Annotated in this window: 19 protein-coding genes and 5 tRNA genes; 17 read left to right on the top strand and 7 right to left on the bottom strand. The window is 54.6% G+C overall.

Going from position 1 to position 16,967, the window contains the following annotated elements; genetic code table 11:
* Positions 1 to 9 precede the first annotated feature (9 nt).
* From cydX to pnuC, 16 genes are all read left to right on the top strand, one after another.
* Complete coding sequence (cydX, locus tag ACOTXI_RS03350) at positions 10 to 123, top strand: cytochrome bd-I oxidase subunit CydX (protein ID WP_003858598.1); 114 nt, start codon at positions 10 to 12, stop codon at positions 121 to 123.
* Positions 123 to 413, top strand: coding sequence for a cyd operon protein YbgE (gene ybgE, locus ACOTXI_RS03345; protein ID WP_058653517.1), 291 nt, complete (start codon positions 123 to 125; stop codon positions 411 to 413). Before cydX ends, ybgE begins: the two co-directional genes overlap by 1 nt.
* A gap of 148 nt (positions 414 to 561) precedes the next feature.
* Entirely contained in the window at positions 562 to 966 is a 405-nt protein-coding gene (gene ybgC / locus ACOTXI_RS03340; RefSeq protein WP_003858593.1) for a tol-pal system-associated acyl-CoA thioesterase, read from the top strand.
* Positions 963 to 1,655 carry a Tol-Pal system protein TolQ gene (gene tolQ, locus ACOTXI_RS03335; RefSeq protein ID WP_008501101.1) on the top strand — a complete coding sequence of 231 codons (693 nt, stop codon included), beginning with the start codon at positions 963 to 965 and terminating at the stop codon, positions 1,653 to 1,655. The genes ybgC and tolQ overlap by 4 nt, the downstream gene beginning before the upstream one ends.
* Before the next feature lie 3 nt (positions 1,656 to 1,658).
* Complete coding sequence (tolR, locus tag ACOTXI_RS03330) at positions 1,659 to 2,087, top strand: colicin uptake protein TolR (RefSeq protein ID WP_003858589.1); 429 nt, start codon at positions 1,659 to 1,661, stop codon at positions 2,085 to 2,087.
* Between the two features lie 28 nt (positions 2,088 to 2,115).
* Positions 2,116 to 3,384, top strand: a complete 1,269-nt coding sequence (gene tolA / locus ACOTXI_RS03325; protein ID WP_058653515.1) for a cell envelope integrity protein TolA — start codon at positions 2,116 to 2,118, stop codon at positions 3,382 to 3,384.
* Between the two features lie 134 nt (positions 3,385 to 3,518).
* Positions 3,519 to 4,811 carry a Tol-Pal system beta propeller repeat protein TolB gene (gene tolB, locus ACOTXI_RS03320; RefSeq protein ID WP_013097529.1) on the top strand — a complete coding sequence of 431 codons (1,293 nt, stop codon included), beginning with the start codon at positions 3,519 to 3,521 and terminating at the stop codon, positions 4,809 to 4,811.
* A gap of 35 nt (positions 4,812 to 4,846) precedes the next feature.
* A complete protein-coding gene (gene pal / locus ACOTXI_RS03315; RefSeq protein ID WP_003858578.1) occupies positions 4,847 to 5,368 on the top strand; it encodes a peptidoglycan-associated lipoprotein Pal in 522 nt (173 codons plus the stop codon).
* Between the two features lie 9 nt (positions 5,369 to 5,377).
* Positions 5,378 to 6,175 carry a cell division protein CpoB gene (cpoB, locus tag ACOTXI_RS03310; RefSeq protein WP_021241013.1) on the top strand — a complete coding sequence of 266 codons (798 nt, stop codon included), beginning with the start codon at positions 5,378 to 5,380 and terminating at the stop codon, positions 6,173 to 6,175.
* A 161-nt stretch (positions 6,176 to 6,336) separates the two neighbouring features.
* A tRNA-Lys gene (locus ACOTXI_RS03305) sits at positions 6,337 to 6,412 on the top strand.
* Positions 6,413 to 6,439: 27 nt separating this feature from the next.
* Positions 6,440 to 6,515, top strand: a tRNA-Val gene (locus ACOTXI_RS03300).
* A gap of 3 nt (positions 6,516 to 6,518) precedes the next feature.
* Positions 6,519 to 6,594, top strand: a tRNA-Lys gene (locus ACOTXI_RS03295).
* Between the two features lie 46 nt (positions 6,595 to 6,640).
* Positions 6,641 to 6,716, top strand: a tRNA-Lys gene (locus tag ACOTXI_RS03290).
* A 24-nt stretch (positions 6,717 to 6,740) separates the two neighbouring features.
* A tRNA-Lys gene (locus ACOTXI_RS03285) sits at positions 6,741 to 6,816 on the top strand.
* Between the two features lie 191 nt (positions 6,817 to 7,007).
* Positions 7,008 to 8,051: a quinolinate synthase NadA gene (gene nadA, locus ACOTXI_RS03280; protein WP_008501105.1), complete on the top strand. Its 1,044-nt coding sequence runs from the start codon at positions 7,008 to 7,010 to the stop codon at positions 8,049 to 8,051.
* Between the two features lie 22 nt (positions 8,052 to 8,073).
* Positions 8,074 to 8,793, top strand: coding sequence for a nicotinamide riboside transporter PnuC (pnuC, locus tag ACOTXI_RS03275; RefSeq protein WP_058654741.1), 720 nt, complete (start codon positions 8,074 to 8,076; stop codon positions 8,791 to 8,793).
* Here pnuC and zitB read toward each other — a convergent pair.
* Together zitB and ACOTXI_RS03265 are read right to left on the bottom strand one after the other, a co-directional pair.
* Positions 8,790 to 9,722 carry a CDF family zinc transporter ZitB gene (zitB, locus tag ACOTXI_RS03270; protein ID WP_008501107.1) on the bottom strand — a complete coding sequence of 311 codons (933 nt, stop codon included), beginning with the start codon at positions 9,720 to 9,722 and terminating at the stop codon, positions 8,790 to 8,792. The genes pnuC and zitB overlap by 4 nt on opposite strands.
* A gap of 106 nt (positions 9,723 to 9,828) precedes the next feature.
* The gene (locus ACOTXI_RS03265) at positions 9,829 to 10,206 is read right to left on the bottom strand and encodes a YbgS-like family protein (RefSeq protein ID WP_008501109.1); all 378 of its coding nucleotides are present in this window, start codon (positions 10,204 to 10,206) and stop codon (positions 9,829 to 9,831) included.
* Between the two features lie 304 nt (positions 10,207 to 10,510).
* Between ACOTXI_RS03265 and aroG the strand changes: the two genes are divergently transcribed.
* Complete coding sequence (gene aroG / locus ACOTXI_RS03260) at positions 10,511 to 11,563, top strand: 3-deoxy-7-phosphoheptulonate synthase AroG (RefSeq protein ID WP_008501110.1); 1,053 nt, start codon at positions 10,511 to 10,513, stop codon at positions 11,561 to 11,563.
* A 61-nt stretch (positions 11,564 to 11,624) separates the two neighbouring features.
* Here aroG and gpmA read toward each other — a convergent pair whose 3' ends face one another.
* The 5 genes from gpmA to galE all read right to left on the bottom strand — a co-directional run bounded on the left by gpmA (position 11,625) and on the right by galE (position 16,841).
* On the bottom strand, positions 11,625 to 12,377 hold the full coding sequence (gene gpmA / locus ACOTXI_RS03255) for a 2,3-diphosphoglycerate-dependent phosphoglycerate mutase (RefSeq protein ID WP_008501111.1): 753 nt from the start codon (positions 12,375 to 12,377) through the stop codon (positions 11,625 to 11,627).
* Positions 12,378 to 12,583: 206 nt separating this feature from the next.
* Complete coding sequence (gene galM / locus ACOTXI_RS03250; protein WP_021241010.1) at positions 12,584 to 13,624, bottom strand: galactose-1-epimerase; 1,041 nt, start codon at positions 13,622 to 13,624, stop codon at positions 12,584 to 12,586.
* Entirely contained in the window at positions 13,618 to 14,766 is a 1,149-nt protein-coding gene (gene galK, locus ACOTXI_RS03245; protein ID WP_008501113.1) for a galactokinase, read from the bottom strand. The genes galM and galK overlap by 7 nt, the downstream gene beginning before the upstream one ends.
* 2 nt (positions 14,767 to 14,768) lie before the next feature.
* A complete protein-coding gene (gene galT, locus ACOTXI_RS03240) occupies positions 14,769 to 15,815 on the bottom strand; it encodes a galactose-1-phosphate uridylyltransferase (RefSeq protein ID WP_008501114.1) in 1,047 nt (348 codons plus the stop codon).
* Between the two features lie 9 nt (positions 15,816 to 15,824).
* Positions 15,825 to 16,841, bottom strand: coding sequence for a UDP-glucose 4-epimerase GalE (gene galE, locus ACOTXI_RS03235; protein WP_008501115.1), 1,017 nt, complete (start codon positions 16,839 to 16,841; stop codon positions 15,825 to 15,827).
* Positions 16,842 to 16,967: the final 126 nt, after the last annotated feature.

Below are 16,967 nucleotides of genomic sequence, written 5' to 3'. Positions count from 1 at the left end.
GAGCTGAATATGTGGTATTTCGCATGGATTTTAGGGACGCTTCTTGCCTGTGCATTTGGTGTCATCACTGCCCTGGCGCTTGAGCACGTTGAAGCGACCAAAGCGGGTGAAGAAAAACACTGATGAATATTATCGCGAAACTTTACGCGGTAATGGATAAGCGCCTGTTACGGGCGCTTTCTTTAGTGATGGCATTACTGCTGGCAGGCTGTATCTTCTGGGACCCTTCGCGCTTTGCAGCGAAAACCAGCGAGCTTGAAATCTGGCACGGCTTCCTCATCATGTGGGCGGTGTGCGCAGGTGTGATCCACGGCGTGGGCTTTCGTCCGAAAGCCGTTCACTGGCAGGGAATTTTTTGCCCGCCGATCGCCGATCTGGTGCTACTCGCCGGTTTGATTTTCTTCTTCTTCTGAATAAGAAATGTCCGTTAACGTTATGGGCTTACCCGAGCCCATAAAAATTTACTCTCCGTTTACTTTCCCCCATTCCAAACCATCTTTCCCGCGCGTATAGTAGCGAAGTTTAAAAGCTCTAACTTTTGTTGCATTACTGGGATGTAAAGTGAATACAACGCTGTTTCGATGGCCGGTTCGTGTCTATTACGAAGATACCGATGCCGGTGGTGTGGTTTACCACGCCAGCTACGTTGCTTTTTATGAACGGGCACGCACAGAGATGCTGCGCCATCATCACTTTAGTCAACAGGTGCTGTTGGCTGAGCGAGTTGCCTTCGTGGTACGCAAGATGACGCTTGAGTATTTTGCGCCTGCCAGACTCGACGATATGCTCGAAGTCCAAACTGAAATTACATCAATGCGCGGGACCTCACTGGTTTTCACGCAGCGGATAGTCAACGCAGAGAATACCGTACTGAACTCAGCTGAAGTGCTGATTGTTTGTGTTGATCCAACCATAATGAAGCCTCGTGCGCTTCCTAAGTCTATTGTCGCGGAGTTTAAGCAGTGACTGACATGAATATCCTTGATTTGTTCCTGAAGGCAAGCCTTCTGGTTAAACTTATCATGTTGATTTTGATTGGTTTTTCAATCGCATCCTGGGCCATCATCATCCAGAGAACGCGTATCCTCAATGCCGCTGGCCGTGAGGCTGAAGCGTTTGAAGATAAGTTCTGGTCGGGCATTGAGCTTTCTCGTCTGTACCAGGAAAGCCAGGGACGTCGTGAAAACCTGACCGGCTCCGAGCAAATTTTCTATAGCGGTTTCAAAGAGTTCGCCCGTCTGCATCGTGCAAACAATCATGCGCCGGAAGCGGTGGTGGAAGGTGCCTCTCGTGCGATGCGCATTTCGATGAACCGCGAGCTGGAAAACCTTGAAACGCATATTCCGTTCCTCGGTACTGTCGGTTCCATCAGCCCGTATATCGGCCTGTTTGGTACCGTGTGGGGGATCATGCACGCCTTTATCGCGCTGGGCGCGGTGAAGCAGGCCACGTTGCAGATGGTTGCACCGGGTATCGCTGAAGCACTGATTGCGACCGCTATCGGTCTGTTTGCGGCAATTCCTGCGGTTATGGCTTACAACCGTCTGAACCAGCGCGTGAACAAACTGGAACTGAACTACGACAACTTTATGGAAGAGTTCACTGCGATTCTGCACCGTCAGGCGTTTACCAGCACCGAGAGCAACAAGGGGTAAACCATGGCCAGATCGCGTGGACGAGGTCGTCGCGAACTCAAGTCCGAAATCAATATCGTTCCACTGCTGGACGTCCTGCTGGTACTGCTGCTGATCTTCATGGCAACAGCGCCAATCATTACCCAGAGCGTGGAAGTGGATCTGCCGGATGCGACAGAATCACAGGCGGTGAGCACCAATGACGATCCTCCGGTTATCATTGAGGTTTCCGGCGTAGGGCAATACAGCGTCGTGGTAGAAAAAGATCGTATGGATCAGCTGCCACCTGAGCAGGTTATTGCAGAAGCGCAGCGTCGCCTGGAGTCAAATCCGAAAACGGTCTTCTTAATCGGTGGCGCGAAAGACGTACCCTACGATGAAATTATTAAAGCGCTGAACTTGCTACATAGTGCGGGTGTTAAGTCAGTTGGCTTAATGACCCAACCTATTTGATCATCCGCGTAGTTTTTGGGAACCGATAGTGTCAAAGGCAACCGAACAGAACGACAAGCTTAAGCGAGCGATAATCGTCTCCGCAGTGCTGCACGTTATTCTCTTTGCAGCGCTGATCTGGAGTTCGTTCGACGAGCATATTGATGCATCAGCCGGCGGCGGTGGAGGATCTTCCATTGACGCCGTCATGGTGGATCCCGGTGCGGTAGTACAGAACTATAATCGCCAACAGCAGCAGAAGGCGAGTGCAAAACGGGCTGAAGAGCAGCGTGAAAAACAGGCGCAACAGCAGGCGGAAGAGCTGCGTGAAAAGCAGGCTGCCGAACAGGAACGTCTGAAGCAGCTTGAAAAAGAACGTTTGCAGGCGCAGGAAGCTGCGAAAGCGCAGGCAGAGCAGCAGAAACAAGCCGAAGAGGCCGCGAAAAAAGCACAGGAACAGCAAAAGCAGGCGGAAGAGGCGGCAGCAAAAGCCGCAGCGGACGCGAAAGCACAGGCTGATGCCCAGGCGAAATTAGCGGCAGAAGCGGCGAAGAAAGCGGCTGCTGATGCCCAGAAGAAAGCGGAAGCCGAAGCCGCGAAGAAAGCGGCCGCTGATGCTCAGAAGAAAGCGGAAGCCGAAGCCGCGAAGAAAGCCGCAGCTGATGCTCAGAAGAAAGCAGAAGCGGAAGCCGCGAAGAAGGCCGCTCAGGAAGCAGAGAAGAAAGCTGCTGCCGAGGCCGCGAAGAAAGCGGCTGCTGCAGAGAAAGCAGCAGCAGAAAAAGCCGCGGCAGAAAAAGCGGCAGCCGCCGGAAAAGCCGCTGCTGACAAAAAAGCTGCAGCTGAGAAGGCCGCTGCCGATAAGAAAGCAGCAGCTGAAAAAGCGGCTGCTAAAAAGGCTGCCGCCGCTGAAAAAGCCGCTGCTGCCGCAGGGGTTGACGATCTGCTCGGCGATTTGAGCTCCGGTAAGAATGCGCCGAAAACGGGCGGTGGGGCGAAAGGAGACAACGCAGCGCCGACCGGAAGTGGTAACACTAAGAGTAACGGTGCGACAGGGGCTGAAATCAACGGTTATGCCGCGCAGATTAAATCCGCTATTGAAAGCCGATTCTATGATGCGTCTTCCTATACCGGTAAAACGTGTACGTTGCGTATAAAACTGGCTCCGGACGGCATGCTGCTGGATATTAAGTCTGAAGGTGGCGACCCGGCTTTATGTACTGCGGCCCTGGCTGCAGCGCGTCAGGCGAAGATGCCTAAACCGCCTTCGCAGGCAGTCTACGAAGTCTTCAAAAATGCGCCGCTGGACTTCAAACCTTAAGTTACATTTTCCCCGTGCAAACGGGGAAAAATAGACCAAGTTTAGTCACAGGGTTCGGGTAGTTTTGTCTATTTGAGTTTGTTAACATTCTGCTAAATTATCGTGGGTAAGGTTACCCGGATAAGGGAGATATGATGAAGCAGGCATTACGTGTAGCATTTAGTTTTTTAATGCTGTGGGCAGCAGTACTGCACGCAGAAGTACGTATCGAGATCACCCAGGGGGTGGACTCGGCACGCCCAATCGGTGTTGTTCCGTTCCAGTGGGCCGGTCCTGGCGCTGCACCTGAAGATGCCGGTGGCATCGTGGCGGCTGACCTGCGTAACAGCGGTAAATTCAACCCGTTAGATCGTTCTCGCCTGCCACAGCAGCCGGGTAGCGCGCAGGAAGTTCAGCCTGCAGCATGGTCTGCACTGGGTATTGATGCCGTGGTTGTGGGTCAGGTTACCCCTAATCCGGACGGTTCTTACAACGTGGCCTGGCAGCTGGTGGATACCGGCGGTGCACCAGGTACCGTTCTGGCCCAGAACTCTTACAAGGTCACTAAGCAGTACCTGCGCTACGCGGCACACGCTGCCAGCGATGCGGTATTTGAAAAACTGACCGGCATTAAAGGCGCGTTCCGTACCCGTATCGCGTACGTGGTGCAGACCAACGGTGGTCAATTCCCGTATGAGCTGCGCGTATCTGATTACGATGGCTACAACCAGTTCCTGGTGAAACGCTCCTCGCAGCCACTGATGTCTCCAGCCTGGTCTCCGGACGGTTCTAAGCTGGCGTATGTCACCTTCGAAAGCGGCCGTTCTGCGCTGGTTATCCAGACGCTGGCAAACGGTGCGGTTCGTCAGGTGGCGTCTTTCCCACGTCACAACGGTGCGCCTTCGTTCTCTCCAGACGGCTCTAAACTGGCCTTTGCGTTGTCTAAAACCGGTAGCCTGAACCTGTACGTGATGGACATTGGCTCTGGCCAGATCCGTCAGGTGACCGACGGTCGCAGCAACAACACCGAACCTTCATGGTTCCCGGACAGTCAAAACCTGGCGTTTACCTCTGACCAGGCCGGCCGTCCACAAATCTACAAAGTCAACATCAACGGCGGTGCTCCGCAGCGTATTACCTGGGAAGGTTCTCAGAACCAGAACGCAGACGTGAGCAGCGACGGTAAATTTATGGTAATGGTCAGCTCCAACGGCGGGCAGCAGCACATTGCCAAACAAGATCTGGTAGCGGGTGGCGTGCAAGTTCTGTCGTCAACGTTCCTGGATGAAACGCCAAGTCTGGCACCTAACGGCACTATGGTAATCTACAGCTCTTCTCAGGGGATGGGATCTGTGCTGAATCTGGTTTCTACAGATGGGCGTTTCAAAGCGCGTATTCCGGCAACTGATGGACAGGTAAAATCACCTGCCTGGTCGCCGTATCTGTAAATAATAATTAATTGATTACTAAAGGAATCATAGAAATGCAACTGAACAAAGTGCTGAAGGGGCTGATGATCGCTCTGCCTGTAATGGCAATCGCAGCGTGTTCTTCTAACAAGAACGCCAGCAATGACCAGAGCGGCGAAGGCATGATGGGTGCCGGCACCGGTATGGACGCGAACGGCAATGGCAACATGTCTTCTGAAGAGCAGGCGCGTCTTCAGATGCAGCAGCTGCAGCAGAACAACATCGTTTACTTCGATCTGGATAAATACGACATCCGTTCTGACTTCGCTGCGATGCTGGATGCGCACGCTAACTTCCTGCGTAGCAACCCATCTTACAAAGTCACCGTAGAAGGTCACGCGGACGAACGTGGTACCCCAGAGTACAACATCTCCCTGGGTGAACGTCGTGCTAACGCTGTTAAAATGTACCTGCAGGGTAAAGGCGTTTCTGCTGACCAGATCTCCATCGTTTCTTACGGTAAAGAAAAACCTGCAGTACTGGGTCACGACGAAGCGGCTTACTCCAAAAACCGTCGTGCCGTACTGGTTTACTAAGAGAATTGCATGAGCAGTAACTTCAGACATCATCTGTTGAGTCTGTCGTTACTGGTTGGAATAGCGGCCCCCTGGGCCGCTTTTGCTCAGGCACCAATCAGTAGTGTCGGCTCAGGCTCGGTAGAAGACCGGGTCACTCAACTCGAGCGTATTTCTAACGCTCACAGCCAGCTTTTAACCCAACTCCAGCAACAACTTTCCGATAACCAGAATGATATTGACTCTCTCCGCGGTCAGATTCAGGAAAGCCAGTATCAGCTTAATCAGGTTGTGGAACGTCAGAAGCAAATCTTGTTGCAGATAGATAGCCTGAGCAGCGGTGGTGGTGCAGCAGCGCAGCCAGCCGCAGGCGATCAGAGCGGTGCGGCGACGTCTACCCCAGCGCCATCAGCTGATACGTCAGCCTCAACAGGCGCGCCTGTACAGAGCGGTGACGCGAATACGGACTACAATGCGGCCATTGCCCTGGTGCAGGATCAATCTCGTCAGGATGACGCGATTGCTGCGTTTCAGAGCTTTGTTAAGAAATACCCTGATTCCACTTATCAGCCAAATGCCAATTACTGGCTCGGTCAGTTGAATTACAACAAGGGTAAAAAGGACGATGCGGCGTTTTATTTTGCCTCAGTGGTGAAAAATTACCCAAAATCGCCGAAAGCGCCAGATGCGATGTATAAGGTTGGCGTGATCATGCAGGACAAAGGCGACACGGCGAAAGCCAAAGCGGTTTATCAGCAGGTGGTCGCAAAATTCCCGGGTACCGAAGGTGCTAAGCAGGCGCAAAAACGTCTGAATTCGATGGGATGATTATCGCATGACCAGAAATCGCGTTATTTCTGGTCGTGCAGCATGATTACTAAGCAGTTAAGTGATCTTCATCGAAATTTTTGTTGCGCAGAATTCTTAAATCAGTAATATATGCCGCCGTTGCCACGGGATATCAAACAACGTGAAAGCAGCATAAAAGTGGGTCGTTAGCTCAGTTGGTAGAGCAGTTGACTTTTAATCAATTGGTCGCAGGTTCGAATCCTGCACGACCCACCACTTAACGCAGTTCCGGCAGTACAGAGTGGGTGATTAGCTCAGTTGGTAGAGCATCTCCTTTACACGGAGGGGGTCGGCGGTTCGAACCCGTCATCACCCACCACTCGGGTCGTTAGCTCAGTTGGTAGAGCAGTTGACTTTTAATCAATTGGTCGCAGGTTCGAATCCTGCACGACCCACCACTTTAAAGTGGTACCGAGTAAAAATCTTCGAAGTCAGCACCCGAATGGGTCGTTAGCTCAGTTGGTAGAGCAGTTGACTTTTAATCAATTGGTCGCAGGTTCGAATCCTGCACGACCCACCACTTCGAAGAAAAAAATCCCGCAAGGGGTCGTTAGCTCAGTTGGTAGAGCAGTTGACTTTTAATCAATTGGTCGCAGGTTCGAATCCTGCACGACCCACCAGTGTAGAAAGGCGCCCTAAAGGCGCCTTTTTGCTATCTGCGGTACAACAAATGCTCCGCCCATCTATTCCCGGTGACTTTTCACGCCAGATTCGCTATCTTGTTTAGTATACAAAACACAATTGCCACGCGTTTTGCTATGTCAGGCAAATGAAAGGCAATATTGTTAAGCCCGTAAAACGAGAAGCCATAATGAGTGTGATGTTTGATCCTGAAGCCGCAATCTATCCGTTTCCGCCTAAGCCTGTCCCACTGAGCCAGGACGAAAAGCAGTTCTACCGCGAGAAGATTAAACGTCTTCTTAAAGAGCGCGACGCGGTGATGGTGGCCCATTACTACACCGACCCGGAAATTCAGCAGCTGGCGGAAGAGACCGGCGGCTGCATTTCTGACTCACTGGAGATGGCGCGCTTCGGTGCACGACATCCCGCTTCCACGCTGCTGGTGGCCGGCGTGCGTTTTATGGGCGAAACGGCAAAGATCCTGAGCCCGGAAAAAACCATTCTGATGCCCACGCTTAACGCGGAGTGTTCCCTGGATCTCGGCTGTCCGATTGACGAATTCACGGCCTTCTGTGATGCCCACCCTGACCGGACCGTGGTGGTTTACGCGAACACGTCGGCAGCAGTGAAAGCGCGGGCAGACTGGGTGGTCACGTCAAGCATCGCCGTTGAGCTGATTGAACATCTGGATAGTCTGGGGGAGAAAATTATCTGGGCGCCTGATCGCCATCTCGGCAATTATGTTCAGAAGCAGACGGGGGCTGACGTACTCTGCTGGCAGGGCGCCTGTATCGTTCATGATGAGTTCAAGACGCAGGCGCTGGCGCGCATGAAGGCGCTTTATCCTGACGCCGCCATTCTTGTGCACCCTGAATCTCCGCAGTCGATTGTCGACATGGCGGATGCCGTGGGTTCAACCAGCCAGCTTATTAACGCGGCCAGAACGTTGCCTCACAAGCAGCTCATCGTGGCGACCGATCGCGGTATCTTCTACAAGATGCAGCAGGCCGTGCCGGAGAAAGAGCTTCTCGAAGCGCCTACGGCAGGCGAGGGAGCAACGTGCCGCAGCTGTGCGCATTGCCCGTGGATGGCGATGAACGGCCTGAAAGCGATTGCCGAAGGGTTAGAAACCGGTGGTGCGGCGCATGAAATCCACGTGGATGCTGCCCTGCGTGAAGGCGCGTTAATTCCGCTTAACCGCATGCTGGATTTTGCGGCTACACTACGTACTTAATTCACTACGCCCCGGGGAAAAGATGGATTTTTTTAGCACACAGAACATTCTGGTTCATATACCGATTGGTGCAGGTGGCTATGACCTGTCATGGATTGAGGCCGTTGGTACGCTGGCGGGATTATTGTGTATCTGGCTGGCAAGCCTTGAGAAGATCAGCAACTATGCGTTCGGGCTGATTAACGTCACGCTGTTTGCGATTATCTTCTTCCAGATCCAGCTGTACGCCAGCCTGCTTTTGCAGCTGTTCTTCTTCGCCGCCAATATTTACGGCTGGTATGCGTGGTCGCGTCAGAACAGCCAGCAGGAAGCAGAGCTGCAGATTCGCTGGCTGCCCTTGCCGAAAGCCATCGCCTGGTTTGTCGCCTGCGTGGTCGCCATTGACTTAATGACCGTCTACATCAATCCGGTGTTTGCGTTCCTGACCCGCATTGCCGTTTCGGTCATGTCCGGCATCGGCCTGAACGTGACGATGCCAGAACTCCAGCCGGATGCTTTCCCGTTCTGGGATTCCTGCATGATGGTGCTGTCGATTGCGGCGATGATTCTGATGACCCGTAAATACGTTGAGAACTGGCTGCTGTGGGTCATCATCAACGTTATCAGCGTGGCGATCTTCGCCCTGCAGGGCGTCTATGCCATGTCGCTGGAATATCTGTTGCTGACCTTCATCGCGCTGAACGGTAGCCGGATGTGGATTAACAGCGCGCGTGAGCGAGGCTCTCGCGCGCTTTCCAGCTAGTGGTCATGATGATGTGAATGACCGGACTGCGCCTCGTTAAGGTGGCAGTCCGGTCCGCTACAGGGCTGATACTCCATCTGAACGGTGGCATGGCTAATGTCGTAGTGATGTTCCAGGAAGTGCTGGATGCGATCGAGCAGCGCATCGTGGTCGTGAGGCGGGATCACCTGGACATGAAGCGTCATGACCGGTTTCTCCCCCACCAGCCAGACGTGCACGTGGTGGACATTGCGGACTTCCGGAACAGTACGGCGCAGGTTGCGCTTCAGCTCGTCGATGTCCATGGATGCCGGAGCCCCTTCAAGCAGTTCATTCACGCTCTCCTTCAGCAGCCGCCAGGCGCTGCGCAAGACCAGACACGACACCAGCACGGACAAAATCGGATCGACAGGCGTCCAGCCGGTATAGAGGATCACCAGCGCGGCGACAATTGCCCCGACTGAACCGAGCAGATCCCCCAGCACATGCAGAGCCGCCGCGCGCACGTTGAGGTTCTTTTCCTCGCTGCCGCGGTGCAAAATCCAGAAGGCCAGGATATTCGCCACCAGCCCTGCCACGGCAATCACCATCATTGTCGCCCCGGCAATCGGCTGAGGATGTCTGAAGCGCTGAATGGCCTCCCAGACGATAAGAATGGTAATGACCACCAGGGCAATCGCGTTAACAAAGGCGGCAAGGGTCGTCAGCCTCAGCCAGCCGAAGGTATGGCGTGTATTGGGGGGACGACGGGCAAACTGTACGGCCAGAAGGGCGAAAAGTAGCGCCGCTGCATCGGTAAGCATATGCCCGGCGTCAGCCAGTAGCGCCAGAGAGCCGGAGACCAGACCGCCGATGACCTCAATAATCATGAAGGTTGCGGTGACGCCGAAGGCCAGCAGCAATCGTTTAGCGTTGTCGTCGCCGGCGGCGTGGGAATGTGTGTGTGCCATGTTATCTTTCCTGATTCGTTATCGTTTTTAGTGTAGCGTTTTTAATAGGTTACTCAAAAAGAAAGGAGAGCCTTAGCTCTCCTTTTATCATTAATTTCACAGCCGGTTACTGAGTCGTACCATCTGTTTTGGTATTGGCATCATCCCCCACTTTGTCATTCGGGTCGGGACATTTGCCATCTTTACACATGGAGTTCTTATGAACTTCATCTTTGCTCATGCTGTCATGATTCATGGTGCCGGAGTCGGTACCGTTGGGGTGCAGCATGGTGCCGCCGGTGTTGGTGTTTCCATTATTGATCTGACTATTATCGACATTGTTCGGGGCGACGTTCTGTTTGGCATCAGGGGCGACCTGGCCTGCTGACGCAGCCGCGTTTGCATCACCGTTACCCGATGAGCCCGTTTCGGCCGCAAGAACGCTACCGCTGGCCAGGGTGAGGGTGGCGGTCAGGAAGAGGGTTGCCAGTTTTGTCATTTTCATCATGGTGCTCCTGTTCTTGTCGTTACGCTGGATAACTTTTTCCAACAGTGCATCTTTTTCAGAGGCGAAAGATTCCGCCATACGGACTTACGTCAGTCGGGAATCGCGTTTAAGCGTTTAAAAATGGTTGTTACAGTTAAAAAGCTTAGGTTAGATCTCGTTTTTCGCTATTTTGTGGCGATTTTTAGGCGAATTCCAGGAATTATCTGCGTGAAGTGTAAAACCGTGTTTACACTTCCTGAGCGACAAGATAGATTGAAAGGATTGCTTTCATTACTAAAGATATGGCAGAGCTGGAACGAAGATGAATTATCAGAACGACGATTTACGTATTAAAGAGATCAATGAGTTATTACCTCCTGTAGCACTCCTTGAGAAATTCCCCGCCACTGAAAATGCCGCAAACACGGTTTCTCATGCTCGTAAAGCGATCCATAAGATCCTGAAAGGTAATGACGATCGTCTTCTGGTGGTGATTGGCCCATGCTCTATCCACGATCCTGCTGCCGCGAAAGAATACGCAGCCCGTCTGCTCACCCTGCGTGAAGAGCTGAAGGATGAGCTGGAAATCGTGATGCGCGTCTATTTTGAAAAACCGCGCACTACCGTTGGCTGGAAAGGGCTGATTAACGATCCGCACATGGATAACAGCTTCCAGATCAACGACGGTCTGCGCATTGCGCGCAAGCTGCTGCTGGAGATTAACGACAGCGGGCTGCCTGCGGCCGGTGAGTTCCTGGATATGATTACGCCCCAGTATCTGGCAGACCTGATGAGCTGGGGGGCAATTGGTGCCCGCACTACTGAATCTCAGGTTCACCGCGAGCTGGCGTCCGGTCTCTCTTGTCCGGTTGGCTTCAAAAACGGCACTGACGGCACCATTAAGGTGGCTATCGACGCCATCAACGCAGCGGGCGCACCGCACTGCTTCCTGTCCGTGACCAAATGGGGCCACTCCGCCATCGTTAACACCAGCGGTAACGGTGACTGCCATATCATTCTGCGCGGCGGCAAAGAGCCGAACTACAGCGCAAAGCATGTGGCCGAAGTCAAAGTCGGGCTGGAAAAAGCCGGGCTGCCACCGCAGGTGATGATCGATTTCAGCCACGCCAACTCAAGCAAGCAGTTTAAAAAGCAGATGGAAGTGGGCGCAGACGTCTGTCAGCAGATTGCCGGCGGTGAGAAGGCGGTAATTGGGGTGATGATCGAAAGCCATCTGGTTGAAGGTAACCAGAACCTGGAAGGCAGCGAGCCGCTGGTGTACGGCAAGAGCGTGACCGATGCCTGCATCGGCTGGGATGACACCGACGCCATCCTGCGCCAGCTGGCGAATGCGGTGAAAGCGCGTCGCGGTTAATTCTGACGGCTCAAATAAAAAAGCGCGGACGGTTCCGCGCTTTTTTTATGGTCAGCGAAAATTACTTCGCTTTACCCTGGTTCGCAACGGCCGCCGCTTTCGCTGCGATTTCGTCCGCGTTACCCAGGTAGTAGTGTTTGATTGGCTTGAAGTTTTCGTCGAACTCATACACCAGCGGTACGCCAGTTGGGATGTTCAGTTCGAGAATTTCGTCTTCACCCATGTTGTCCAGGTATTTCACCAGCGCACGCAGGGAGTTACCGTGAGCGGCGATAATCACGCGCTCGCCGCTTTTCAGACGTGGCAGAATGGTTTCGTTCCAGTAAGGCACAACGCGGTCGATGGTCAGCGCCAGGCTCTCGGTGGTTGGCAGCTCAGCGTCGGTCAGTTTCGCGTAACGCGGGTCGTGGCCCGGGTAGCGCTCGTCATCTTTGGTCAGCTCTGGTGGGGTGACCGCGAAGCCGCGACGCCACTGTTTAACCTGCTCGTCACCGTATTTCTCAGCGGTTTCCGCTTTGTTCAGGCCCTGCAGCGCACCGTAGTGACGCTCGTTCAGTTTCCAGGATTTCTCAACCGGCAGCCAGGCCTGGTCCAGTTCGTCCAGCACGTTCCACAGGGTATGGATGGCACGTTTCAGCACAGAGGTGTAAGCAAAATCAAAGCTGAAGCCTTCTTCCTTCAGCAGTTTACCTGCTGCTTTTGCTTCGCTTACGCCTTTCTCGGACAGATCAACGTCGTACCAACCGGTAAAGCGGTTTTCGTTGTTCCACTGGCTTTCGCCGTGACGCACCAGAACCAGCTTAGTAATAGCCATCTCTTACTCCTCAAGCATTTTTAGAATGATAACAATTCTCATTATATTGCCGTGGCCGTGCCAGCAGCAACGCTTAACCCTAACCATAGCGAAAATAGTCTCTGAGTGTAAGATGCTTGTGAATCCAGGGTTATGATTTTGTCTGCGATCGGCGCTATTTTCAGCAAGGCGCACAGAAAAAAGCCCTCCAGAAGGAGGGCTGAATATTAATGTGGAATAAAATGATATTCCGTCACGCTAACGTACTCTTCACCCGGGCGCAGCACGCAGTCCGGCTGCGGCCATTCCGGATGATTCGGGCTGTCCGGCAGGAACTCGCTCTCCAGCGCCAGGCCTTGCCAGTCGCTGTACTCTTCGTGTTCGCGCGCCGTCGTGCCGCCGAGATAGTTACCTGAGTAGAACTGCAGGGCAGGAGCGGTGGTATAAACCGTCATCTGCAGCTTCTCATCGGTGGACCAGACCTGTGCGGCAGGTTGTTTCACATCGCCTTTAGCCTGCAGCAGGAACGCGTGGTCGTAGCCTTTCACCTTGCGCTGGTCGTCATCGCTCAGGAAATCCTGGGCGATGGATTTCGCGCTGCGGAAGTCAAAGCTGGTGCCGCTCACGTCTTTGAGGCCCTGGTACGGAATGCCCATCTCATCAACCGGCAGATACGCATCCGCCAGGATCTGAAGCTTGTGGTTCCGCACGTCGCACTGGTTACCGTCCAGATTAAAGTACGCGTGATTGGTCAGGTTGACCGGACACGGCTTGTCGACCGTCGCACGGTATTCAATGGCGATACGGTTGTCGTCGGTCAATGTAAAGCGCGCGGAGGCGATAAGGTTACCCGGGAAGCCCTGATCGCCGTCCTGCGAATCCAGCGAGAACAGCACTTCGCCGTCGTTTTGACGAACAATCTTCCAGCGGCGTTTATCAAACCCGTCCGGGCCGCCGTGCAGCTGGTTCTCACCCTGGCTTGGCAGCAGGGTGTACTGCACGCCGTCGAGTTCAAAACGGCTCTTCGCGATGCGGTTCGCATAGCGCCCTACGGATGCGCCCAGATAGGCAGACTGATTAACATACTGCTCGGGTGAGGCGCAGCCGAGCAGGGTTTCGCGCACGCTGCCGTCCGGCATCGGTACGCGTGCTGAAAGAAGGGTTGCACCCCAGTCCATTAGCGTAACCACCATCCCCGCGCGATTGCGCAGGGTTAACAGGCGATACGGCAGACCATCCGGTGCGAGGGTAGGTGTTTCGTTTAGCACTGTCCGGCTCCTTGTGATGCTTTGCAAACATAGAAGGTTTCTTTGATACCTGTTTTTGCTTCGTACTGCTTCGCCACGGCGTCCTGTACAGCAGGGACCAAATCCTCAGGCACCAGCGCAACGATGCAGCCGCCAAAACCACCGCCCGTCATGCGCACGCCGCCTTTGTCGCCAATGACCGCTTTGACGATCTCCACCAGGGTGTCGATCTGCGGCACGGTGATTTCAAAATCATCGCGCATGGAGGCGTGAGATTCCGCCATCAGTTCACCCATGCGTTTCAGGTCACCTTTCGCCAGCGCGGACGCGGCTTCAACGGTACGGGCATTTTCCGTCAGCACGTGACGAACGCGTTTGGCGACGATCGGATCCAGCTCGTGCGCCACTTTGTTAAATTCATTGAGCGTGACGTCGCGCAGGGCGGGCTGCTGGAAGAAGCGGGCGCCGGTTTCGCACTGCTCGCGGCGGGTGTTGTACTCGCTGCCCACCAGCGTGCGCTTAAAGTTGCTGTTGACGATCACGACAGCCGCGCCTTTTGGCAGGGGAACGGCTTTGGTGCCCAGCGAGCGGCAGTCGATCAGCAGCGCGTGCTCTTTTTTGCCCAGCGCGGAGATCAGCTGGTCCATGATGCCGCAGTTGCAGCCCACGAACTGGTTTTCCGCTTCCTGGCCGTTCAGGGCGATTTGCGCGCCATCCAGCGACAAATGATAGAGCTGCTGGAACACGGTGCCCACGGCGACCTCCAGAGACGCAGAGGAGCTTAAGCCCGCCCCCTGCGGCACGTTGCCGCTGATGACCAAATCGGCGCCGCCGAAGTTTTTATTACGCTTCTGCAGATGCTTCACCACGCCGCGCACGTAGTTAGACCACTGCTGGCTGTCGTGCGTCACAATCGGGGCATCGAGGGAAAACGCGTCCGTTTCATTACCGTAATCCGCCGCAATCACGCGAACCTGGCGATCGTCGCGCTTCGCGCAGCTGATGACCGTCTGGTAATCGATAGCGCACGGCAGCACAAAGCCGTCGTTGTAGTCGGTGTGTTCACCAATCAGGTTGACGCGGCCAGGTGCCTGAATTACGTGGGTGGCAGGGTAGCCAAATTTCTCAGCAAACAGGGATTGTGTTTTATCTTTCAGACTCATTTTTAGACTCCTGATTCGCGATAGTGGACGTCGCTAACGGCACGCAGACGTTCAGCCGCCTGTTCCGCCGTCAGATCACGCTGGGTTTCTGCCAGCATTTCGTAGCCCACCATAAATTTACGCACCGTCGCAGAGCGCAGCAGCGGCGGATAGAAATGGGCGTGCAGCTGCCAGTGCTGATTCTCTTCCCCGTTAAACGGTGCGCCGTGCCAGCCCATGGAGTACGGGAAGGAGCACTGGAACAGGTTGTCGTAACGGCTGGTCAGCTTTTTCAGCGCCAGGGCAAGGTCGTCGCGCTGCGCGTCGCTGAGTTCGGTGATGCGCTGCACGTGCGCTTTCGGCAGCAGCAGCGTCTCAAACGGCCAGGCGGCCCAGTAAGGCACGACGGCCAGCCAGTGTTCGGTCTCCACCACGGTACGGCTGCCGTCGGCCAGCTCACGCTGCGCGTAATCCACCAGCATCGGCGAGCCGTTTTCCGCGTAATACGCTTTTTGCAGGCGGTCTTCACGCTCAGCTTCGTTAGGCAGGAAGCTGTTCGCCCAGACCTGGCCGTGCGGGTGCGGGTTAGAGCAGCCCATGGCCGCACCTTTATTTTCAAACACCTGCACCCATGGGTAAGTTTGACCCAGCTCGGCGGTTTGCGCCTGCCAGGTGCTGACCACCTCTTTCAGTGCCTCAACGCTCAGCTCCGGCAGCGTTTTGCTGTGATCGGGGGAGAAGCAGATCACGCGGCTGGTACCGCGCGCGCTTTCACAGCGCATCAGCGGATCGTGGCTTTCCGGCGCGTCCGGCGTGTCGGTCATCAGGGCGGCAAAATCGTTGGTAAACACGAAGGTGCCTTTGTAGTCCGGGTTTTTATCCCCGGTGACGCGCGTGTTGCCCGGACAGAGGAAGCAGTCCGGGTCGTGCTGCGGCAGCGTCTGTTTTGCAGGCGTCTCCTGCGCCCCCTGCCAGGGGCGCTTGGCGCGATGCGGAGAAACTAAAATCCATTGCCCGCTTAACGGGTTAAAACGACGATGCGGATGATCGACGGGATTAAATTGCGTCATGACGGATCCTTAGTCCGGATAGCCTTGCGGGTGGCGTGACTGCCAGTGCCAGGTATCCTGTGCCATTTCATCAAGCGTGCGCGTAACACGCCAGTTAAGCTCTTTGTCGGCTTTGGTGGCGTCGGCCCAGTAAGCAGGCAGATCGCCCTCACGACGCGGTGCGAAGTGGTAGTTCACCGGCTTGCCGCAGGCTTTGCTGAAGGCGTTAACCACGTCCAGCACGCTGCTGCCGACGCCGGCGCCGAGGTTGTAAATATGCACGCCCGGTTTATCCGCCAGTTGCTGCATGGCCGCAACGTGGCCGTCGGCCAGATCCATCACGTGGATATAGTCGCGCACGCCGGTGCCGTCTTCGGTCGGGTAGTCATTGCCAAAAATCGCCAGCGACTCGCGGCGGCCTACGGCAACCTGGGCGATATACGGCATCAGGTTGTTCGGAATGCCCTGCGGATCTTCCCCCATATCGCCAGACGGATGCGCACCGACCGGGTTGAAGTAGCGCAGCAGCGCGATGCTCCACTCCGGCTGGGCTTTTTGCAGGTCGGTCAGGATCTGCTCCACCATCAGCTTGCTTTTGCCGTACGGGCTCTGCGGCGTCCCGGTCGGGAAGCTTTCAACGTAAGGGATTTTAGGCTGATCGCCGTAGACGGTGGCGGAAGAGCTAAAGATGAAGTTTTTGACGTTGGCCGCACGCATGGCGGAGATGAGACGCAGGGTGCCGTTGACGTTGTTGTCATAATACTCAAGCGGCTTAGCAACGGATTCACCGACCGCTTTCAGACCCGCGAAGTGGATCACCGCTTCAATGGCGTGGTCGTGAAGGATCTCGGTCATCAGCGCTTCGTTACGGATGTCGCCTTCCACGAACGTCGGGTGTTTACCGCCAAGACGTTCAATCACAGGCAGCACGCTGCGCTTACTGTTGCACAGGTTGTCGAGAATGATGACGTCATGGCCGTTTTGCAGCAGCTGCACGCAGGTATGACTACCGATGTAACCGCTACCACCTGTTACCAGAACTCGCATATTTCGCTCCATTGGGCTTATGGTATGTAATAACCATAGCATAACAGAGACGTGAAAAGTGTGACATGGGATAAAATAGTGGAATCGTTTACACTGTTTTTAAAATCCGATTTTCAGCTACAGTGA

Origin of the sequence: Enterobacter cloacae complex sp. BZL2005, assembly GCF_049238885.1 — a bacterium.
Classification (GTDB): Bacteria; Pseudomonadota; Gammaproteobacteria; order Enterobacterales; family Enterobacteriaceae; genus Enterobacter; species Enterobacter roggenkampii.
This window is presented reverse-complemented; position numbering and strand designations above follow the sequence as displayed.

Coding starts and splice junctions, on each gene's coding strand:
- tolB (WP_013097529.1), top strand. CDS start 3,519: ATGAAGCAGGCATTACGTGTAGCATTTAGTTTTTTAATGCTGTGGGCA.
- galT (WP_008501114.1), bottom strand. CDS start 15,815: ATGACGCAATTTAATCCCGTCGATCATCCGCATCGTCGTTTTAACCCG.
- pal (WP_003858578.1), top strand. CDS start 4,847: ATGCAACTGAACAAAGTGCTGAAGGGGCTGATGATCGCTCTGCCTGTA.
- nadA (WP_008501105.1), top strand. CDS start 7,008: ATGAGTGTGATGTTTGATCCTGAAGCCGCAATCTATCCGTTTCCGCCT.
- ACOTXI_RS03265 (WP_008501109.1), bottom strand. CDS start 10,206: ATGAAAATGACAAAACTGGCAACCCTCTTCCTGACCGCCACCCTCACC.
- pnuC (WP_058654741.1), top strand. CDS start 8,074: ATGGATTTTTTTAGCACACAGAACATTCTGGTTCATATACCGATTGGT.
- cpoB (WP_021241013.1), top strand. CDS start 5,378: ATGAGCAGTAACTTCAGACATCATCTGTTGAGTCTGTCGTTACTGGTT.
- galE (WP_008501115.1), bottom strand. CDS start 16,841: ATGCGAGTTCTGGTAACAGGTGGTAGCGGTTACATCGGTAGTCATACC.
- ybgE (WP_058653517.1), top strand. CDS start 123: ATGAATATTATCGCGAAACTTTACGCGGTAATGGATAAGCGCCTGTTA.
- galK (WP_008501113.1), bottom strand. CDS start 14,766: ATGAGTCTGAAAGATAAAACACAATCCCTGTTTGCTGAGAAATTTGGC.
- cydX (WP_003858598.1), top strand. CDS start 10: ATGTGGTATTTCGCATGGATTTTAGGGACGCTTCTTGCCTGTGCATTT.
- gpmA (WP_008501111.1), bottom strand. CDS start 12,377: ATGGCTATTACTAAGCTGGTTCTGGTGCGTCACGGCGAAAGCCAGTGG.
- tolR (WP_003858589.1), top strand. CDS start 1,659: ATGGCCAGATCGCGTGGACGAGGTCGTCGCGAACTCAAGTCCGAAATC.
- aroG (WP_008501110.1), top strand. CDS start 10,511: ATGAATTATCAGAACGACGATTTACGTATTAAAGAGATCAATGAGTTA.
- zitB (WP_008501107.1), bottom strand. CDS start 9,722: ATGGCACACACACATTCCCACGCCGCCGGCGACGACAACGCTAAACGA.